This is a genomic window from Massilia scottii, assembly GCF_030846495.1.
In the GTDB taxonomy this organism is placed as follows: Bacteria; Pseudomonadota; Gammaproteobacteria; order Burkholderiales; family Burkholderiaceae_D; genus Telluria_A; species Telluria_A violaceinigra.
Window position 1 is genome coordinate 376,880 of sequence record NZ_JAVCWM010000006.1, and the last position, 6,219, is coordinate 383,098.

Annotated in this window: 8 protein-coding genes; 3 read left to right on the forward strand and 5 right to left on the reverse strand. The window is 64.0% G+C overall.

Features of this window, described 5'->3' with window-relative positions:
* Positions 1-8 precede the first annotated feature (8 nt).
* Both RBA41_RS11265 and RBA41_RS11270 read left to right on the forward strand, forming a co-directional pair.
* Positions 9-353 (forward strand): DUF1840 domain-containing protein, encoded by a 345-nt coding sequence (locus tag RBA41_RS11265; RefSeq protein WP_306623800.1) that lies wholly within the window; start codon positions 9-11, stop codon positions 351-353.
* On the forward strand, positions 353-1,198 hold the full coding sequence (locus RBA41_RS11270; RefSeq protein ID WP_306623803.1) for an alpha/beta hydrolase: 846 nt from the start codon (positions 353-355) through the stop codon (positions 1,196-1,198). The genes RBA41_RS11265 and RBA41_RS11270 overlap by 1 nt, the downstream gene beginning before the upstream one ends.
* Here RBA41_RS11270 and RBA41_RS11275 read toward each other — a convergent pair.
* From RBA41_RS11275 to RBA41_RS11295, 5 genes are all read right to left on the reverse strand, one after another.
* Positions 1,183-1,695: a DUF3455 domain-containing protein gene (locus tag RBA41_RS11275; RefSeq protein ID WP_306623805.1), complete on the reverse strand. Its 513-nt coding sequence runs from the start codon at positions 1,693-1,695 to the stop codon at positions 1,183-1,185. The two genes, RBA41_RS11270 and RBA41_RS11275, sit on opposite strands and share 16 nt — an antisense overlap.
* A gap of 75 nt (positions 1,696-1,770) precedes the next feature.
* On the reverse strand, positions 1,771-1,929 hold the full coding sequence (locus RBA41_RS11280) for a hypothetical protein (protein ID WP_374709539.1): 159 nt from the start codon (positions 1,927-1,929) through the stop codon (positions 1,771-1,773).
* A gap of 38 nt (positions 1,930-1,967) precedes the next feature.
* Complete coding sequence (locus RBA41_RS11285) at positions 1,968-3,620, reverse strand: phosphoethanolamine transferase (RefSeq protein ID WP_306623807.1); 1,653 nt, start codon at positions 3,618-3,620, stop codon at positions 1,968-1,970.
* A gap of 90 nt (positions 3,621-3,710) precedes the next feature.
* A complete protein-coding gene (locus RBA41_RS11290; RefSeq protein ID WP_306623809.1) occupies positions 3,711-4,955 on the reverse strand; it encodes a sensor histidine kinase in 1,245 nt (414 codons plus the stop codon).
* Positions 4,942-5,631, reverse strand: a complete 690-nt coding sequence (locus tag RBA41_RS11295) for a response regulator transcription factor (RefSeq protein ID WP_306623811.1) — start codon at positions 5,629-5,631, stop codon at positions 4,942-4,944. Before RBA41_RS11295 ends, RBA41_RS11290 begins: the two co-directional genes overlap by 14 nt.
* A 52-nt stretch (positions 5,632-5,683) precedes the next feature.
* On the opposite strand from RBA41_RS11295, the gene RBA41_RS11300 reads away from it, so the two are divergent.
* Positions 5,684-6,136: a GNAT family N-acetyltransferase gene (locus RBA41_RS11300; protein ID WP_306623813.1), complete on the forward strand. Its 453-nt coding sequence runs from the start codon at positions 5,684-5,686 to the stop codon at positions 6,134-6,136.
* The last annotated feature ends 83 nt before the right edge of the window (positions 6,137-6,219 follow it).

Consider the following 6,219-nt stretch of genomic DNA (forward strand, 5'->3'; position numbering starts at 1 on the left):
AAGTTCCTATGTTAATTACCTTTACCTCCAAAGCAGCATCAGAAGTTCTGATGTACAAGGAACACGCAAAACGCATCCTCGACCTTCTCCACAAAGACGTCGACCGGGGTGTGATCACGGCAGCGGAAGCGCCGCATGCCTTGCAGGTTCTCGAAAAGGAAATCGAAGAGAGCCGCCAGCATTCGGTGTCGGAAGATGTCGAGCGCGATGTCCACGCGCATCACAACGAAGATGGCGACGATACCGACCACGAACAAATTCAGGCGGTCAGTTTCTCGACGCGCGCCTACCCCCTGGTGGAAATGCTGCGCGCCGCCAAGGCCGGCGGTCACGACGTCGTCTGGGGCGTGTAATGCCGGCGCTGGTGGCGCAGCACAGCCACCAGCTCGTTGCTGCCGACGGCACAACGCTGTTCGTGAGCGATTATCTGCTGCCGGCGTCGCCGCTGCGCGCCAGCGTGGTGATCATGCATGGCCTGGGCGAACATAGCGGACGCTATCGCCACCTGGCCGCCTTCTTCAACGAATGCGGCCTGTCGGTGCGCTGCTACGACCACCGCGGCCATGGCCGCTCGCAAGGAAAACGCGGCGACGTCATCAACGGCGATCCGCTGCTGCAAGATGCCGAGATCGTCATCGACGATTTCGCCGCGCGCTTTCGCCTGCCTCCCTTTTTATTCGGCCACAGCATGGGCGGACTGTTCGCGGCGCGCTTTGCCTTATCAGGCGTGTCGCCCCTGCGCGGGCTGATCCTGTCCTCGCCTGCGCTGGGGCTGCGCCTGTCGCGCCTGCAAATGCTGTTGCTCGATGTGCTGCACGCGGTCGCGCCGTCGCTGGCGGTGCCGAACGGACTGCCGCCGCGCTGGCTGTCGCACGATCCCAAGGTCGTGGCCGCTTACGAAGCCGATCCGCTGGTGCACGGAAAAATCAGTGCGCGCCTGATGCGCTCGATGCTGCGCTCAGTCGCGTATTGCCAGGCGAACGCCGGCAAGCTGGCCGTGCCGGCACTGCTGCTGGCCGCCGGCGACGACCATCTGGTCGACCCGGCCGGGGTGCGCCGGTTCGCCGCGCACTTGCCGCCCGGCCTGGCGCAGCTGCATGTGTACGACGACTTGTATCACGAAATTTTCAACGAGCTTGATGCGGCCCGCCCGCTGGCGGACCTGCGCGCGTGGTTGGCCGCTCAGGACGTCTTGTAGAACAGGTAGTCCGCTTCGTACTTGACCATTTTCTTCGCACCCAGATTGTCGGCGCCGCAAGCATCGGCCGGGGCAATGCCGCCCTTGGTATTCATGCGCTGGATGTAGGTGACGCCCGTCATGGCGCCGCTGCCGGTGGCTGGCGCGGCTTGCACGAGTTGCAATGGAATCGACGCGGCATTGCCCGACGGACTCACGCCGAGCTGCTTGCCGCCGACCTTGCTGCCATCGTTCGCTTCCCAGGTCGGGCCGGCGTAGTATTTGCCGATCGCGGCCTTGCTGGTCTTGTCGTACAGGACCGCGGTGGGGCCGGCGAAGACCCATTCGTGGGCGCCGGGGGTGCCGGCCTTGACCTTGCACTCGTAGGCCAGGTCGCCCGCGCCGAGCACGGTCAGGGCGAGCGTGTTGCCAGCCGGGACGGCGATCGGTGCCGGGTCGGCGGCGAAAGAGCTGGTCGACAACAGGACGGCAATCATGCCAACGGAAATGCGTTTCATCGGGTTCTCCCAGTAGGTACGGACGCGCAACATGCGCGGCACACAGCCTTATACGGAGAATGGCGCCCGCTGGATTCAAGAAAGTTGAATATTCGCACTCCGGCGGTCGATCAGCAGCACATACAATATGCTGACGATCAGGCAAGTCCACCACATCGACCACAGGGTGTGGGTGAGGAAGTGAGCGCCGCGCAATTGCTGCACCCAGCCGAGGGCGAAGCCCAGGCCGAGCATGGCGGCGCCCGGCCAGGGCAAGCGCCGAGCCCAGCCGATTATGTCTCATGCGTGCACGGGCCGAAAATATCGAGGCCGGGATTGTAGACTGCGGTGCCGATGCTGTGCATGCCCAGTACCGAGTGGAACACGTTGTCGTGCGAGAACGCCTGGCCGGTGCGGGCCGCCAGGCAGCGCTGGTCGATGTGAAAGCGCGAGCGGAAACCGTCCGACAGCCACAGCATGAACGGCACTGCGCGCTGCTCGGCCGGGGAAATCACGTACGGAGCGCCGTGCAGGTACATATTGTGTTCGCCGAGCGATTCGCCGTGGTCGGAAAAGTAGAGCATGGCCGTGTTGATCCGTTCCTCTTCGGCGCTGGCCTTGAGCAATTCGATGGCCTGGTTGAGGAAGTGGTCGGTGTACAGGATCGAATTATCGTAGGCGGCCACGATCGATTCGCGCGAGCACGATTCGAGCTGGTTGGTCTGGCACACCGGGCCGAAGCGCTGGAAGGCGGCCGGGGCGCGTTTCCAGTAGGCCGGGCCGTGGCTGCCCTTCTGGTGCAGCACGATGACCATGTCCTGGCGCCCCTTGCGGATCAGCTCGGGCAAGCCATCGAGCAGGCGTTCGTCGAAGCATTCGTCGTCGACGCACCAGCGCTTGCTTGCTTGTGTGCCGGTTTCAGGTTTCGACAAGTCTTCGTAGTCAACCCGGTCGCAGGCGCCCTTGCAGCCGGAATTATTGTCGCGCCACAGGACACTGAAGCCGGCGTGGGAGAGCACATCGAGCAAGCCCTGCTGGGCGTGGGCCTTGTCGTCGGAATAGTTTTCGCGTCCCAGGGCCGAAAAGACGCAGGGCACCGAGACGGCCGTGGCCGTGCCGCACGATTGCACATCGGTGAAATTGAGCAGGCCGGGCTGTGCCGACAGTTTCGGATTGGTGGCGCGGGCGTAGCCGTTGAGCGAAAAATTGGCGGCGCGCGCCGTCTCGCCGACGACAATCAGGGTCACCGAGCGCTGGCGGTTGCCGCTGCCCACCACGCGTTTGGTCGCGTCCATGCCCAGCGGGGCCATCACCAGCGCCTGGGCGCGCTGCTGCTTGATGTAGCCATTGATGGCCTGGATGTAATTGGTGGGCGCCAGCAGATAGCGCAGTTCGCGGTGCTCGCGCAGGGCGGGCGCCAGGCTTTTGAAGAACAGGAACAGCAACACGGACGCCATCAGCAGCGAGCCGCCGATATTGGCGGCCTGCAGCATCAGGCCGCGCTTGCCTGCGCAAAAGCGGACGTCGGCGCGGCAAACCAGCAGCGACGGGATAATTCCGAGCACCGTGATGGTCAGCAGCAGTTTCCAGTTCAGCAGTTCGAGCGCTTCGTGGACATCGGTTTCGAGCAGGTTCTGGATCATCGACTTGTCGATGGCGGTGCCGTACTCGTTCATGAAGTAGTACGTGGCCGAGGTCGCCATGAACAGGACGACCAGCACCGGTTTGACGATGAAGCGGAAACTGATGAGGTTCAGGCAGGCATTGAACAAGAAGACCAGCAAGAGAAAGCTGGCCAGGTGCAGCGGCAGGTGCGACAGGCTGACACCGCCGGTGGCGCTGAAAAAGGTGCGCCAGAAGTTGCCGTTACAGGCAGTGAGCAGGAAGATCGAGGCGCCCAGGATGAGCAAGGAAGCGTGGATGCGCGGTGCGGTGTTCAATTTCAACAAATGCTCCAGGGTGAAGGCGCCGCCCGGCAAGGCGGCACACGCGACCGAAGATACAGTTGAGAACATCAAGCCCGCGTCAACCGGGCGTTAAGATTTCGTTAAGGCCATATTGAAGCGGATCTCGAAGACGCTGCCGCCGCCCTCGCGTTCGCTGAAGGCAAGCGTGGCGCCGAGATACTCGCAGATGCGCCGCACCAGGGCCAGGCCGAGGCCGGCACCGGCCGATCCCGCGCCGGGCGCGGCGCCCTGCCCCTGGCCGAAGGTGGCGCGCACGGCGAGCGGCAAGCCGGGGCCGGTGTCTTCCACCCGCACCGTGCCGTCACCGAGCCGGACCGACACCTCGCCGTGCGTGGTGTACTGGCAGGCGTTGCGGATCAGGTTACCGACGGCGGCCACCAGCAGTTCGGGCGGGGCGGCGATGGCGAAAGCCGGGCCGCCGAGGAAACGCAGCGCCACCGGCCGGCCCGCGACCAGCGGCTGGGAGCGCTCGGTTTCGGCGCGGGCGATCTGGTCGATGCTGGTGACGGGATGGGCGATGCGGTCGCGCGAGCGCGCCAGGGTCAGCAGGACATTGACGCAGGCGGCCGCTTCGTTGGCGGCGCGCAGGATGCGCTCGGCCGCGGCGGCGGTGGCGGGGTTGGCGTCAGCCTGGGCCATGATGATTTCAGCGGCGCCGGTGATCACCGTCAGCGGCGTGCGCAGTTCGTGGCTCACGTCGCCCGTGAACAGGCGCTCGCGCTCAAGATAAAGGCGCAGTTCGCTGGTATGGGCGGCGAAGGCGCGCGCCAGGATGCCGAGTTCGTCGTGGCGTTCCAGCAGGGGCAATTCGGAGGAATTTTCGCGCACGGCATTGGCCAGGGTCGTGATCGGGGTGACGAAGCGGCGTCCGATGAAGCCACCCAGAAACAGCGAGAACAGCATGATGCCGATGAAGCCGACGCCGAACATCGAATAGACGACCAGTTCGACCTTTTCGTAGTCGCTTTCGTGATCGACCACGACGTAGTTACCGCTCGCATCTTTGCCAGCGAGCACGTGCAGGCCGATACCGTCGACGTGTACTTCGCCGACGCCGTCGGGGAGATTGCGCAGTGGCACCGGAATCGATGCGCCATGGTAGAAGCTCAGGCCGGCGGGCATGGCGACCGGCAAGCCGCCGGCATGGCGTGGCGCCGCCCAGGCAGCGGCCTCCGTCAGGCGGTTGTCGACCAGGTGGACCTCAATTCCTTCGACGGCCACGATGGCGATTATCGCGAGGAAAAGCGAGGACCCGAGCGCGAACAGCAGGTAGGCAACCGCGATGCGGTGGCGCAGGGAGTCACGCGGTGTCATCGGGGTTCACCAGTTTGAAGCCGAGGCCGGGGACGGTACGCAGCATGGCGGCGGGAAAGGGTTTGTCGAGGGCCTGGCGCAAGGCGTGGATGTGGGTGCGCAAGGCGTCGCTGTCGGGCCGGTCGTCGCCCCAGATGGCGTGCTCGATGACGTGGCGCGGCACGACCTTGGGCGAATCGCGCATCAGGCATTTGAGGATGGTGTAGCCGGTTTTGGTCAGGGCCAGCGGTACGCCGGCGCGTGCGGCTTCGTAGGTGCCGGTGTTGAAGCTCAGCTCGCCGACGCGCAGGATGGTGGCGCCGCTGACGGCGCCGTTGGCACGGCGCAGCAAGGCCTTGAGGCGGATGTCGAGTTCCACCAGGGAAAATGGCTTGACCAGGTAATCGTCGGCGCCGCTGTCGAAGCCGGCGACCTTGTCCTGCAGGGTGTCGCGCGCGGTCAGCATCAGCACGGGAATGGCGCTGTTGAGTTCGCCGCGGAGTTTCTGGCAGATGTCCAGGCCCGTCAGTCCGGGCAGCATGACGTCGAGCACCACGACGTCGTAGGAATTCTGGGCCGCCAGGGCCAGGCCGGCGTAGCCGTTGGCTGCCGAGTCGAGGATGTAGCCCTTGGGTTCCAGAAACCCGTAGAGGTTGGCGACGATGTCGGGATTGTCTTCGATGATGAGGATACGCATGCGGATATTCTAGTGCACAATTGAATTCCCATTATTCGCTTGAGGACCGCCTATGAATATCGCCATCGAAACGCCCGATCAGCCGGAAGTGATCCAGCTGATCGCGGACCTGGATGCCTATCAGGACTCGCTTTATCCCGCCGAGAGCCGCTATGCCCTGGATCTGACTTCATTGAAGCAGCCGAACGTGCGCTTTGCGGTGGCCCGCGATGTCGACGGTGCGGCGATCGGGTGCGGCGCGGTGGTGCTGTATGACGAGTATGCGGAGTTAAAACGGATGTACGTGGCGCCGGCGCAGCGCGGAATCGGCGTAGCAGGAAAGGTGCTGGCGCTGCTGGAAGCGTCCACGCGGGAGGCTGGTTTGGATACGCTGATGCTGGAAACGGGCCCCTCCCAGCCGGACGCGCTGGGGTTTTATGGGCGCGCCGGATATGAACGGTGCGAGCGCTACGGAGATTATCGCGACGATCCGTTGAGCGTCTTCATGAAGAAGCACCTGAACTAATTTTGCAGGCGTTTTCCGGAATTGGACAGCGCCGTTAAAACTTAATTCGGAACGAAAAAAACCCGCATGGCTTTCGCTCACAC

Bases quoted from the DNA above. Each gene is read 5' to 3' on its own strand.
- RBA41_RS11295 (WP_306623811.1), bottom strand. From the start codon at position 5,631: ATGCGTATCCTCATCATCGAAGACAATCCCGACATCGTCGCCAACCTC.
- RBA41_RS11300 (WP_306623813.1), top strand. From the start codon at position 5,684: ATGAATATCGCCATCGAAACGCCCGATCAGCCGGAAGTGATCCAGCTG.
- RBA41_RS11280 (WP_374709539.1), bottom strand. From the start codon at position 1,929: ATGCTCGGCCTGGGCTTCGCCCTCGGCTGGGTGCAGCAATTGCGCGGC.
- RBA41_RS11265 (WP_306623800.1), top strand. From the start codon at position 9: ATGTTAATTACCTTTACCTCCAAAGCAGCATCAGAAGTTCTGATGTAC.
- RBA41_RS11275 (WP_306623805.1), bottom strand. From the start codon at position 1,695: ATGAAACGCATTTCCGTTGGCATGATTGCCGTCCTGTTGTCGACCAGC.
- RBA41_RS11270 (WP_306623803.1), top strand. From the start codon at position 353: ATGCCGGCGCTGGTGGCGCAGCACAGCCACCAGCTCGTTGCTGCCGAC.
- RBA41_RS11290 (WP_306623809.1), bottom strand. From the start codon at position 4,955: ATGACACCGCGTGACTCCCTGCGCCACCGCATCGCGGTTGCCTACCTG.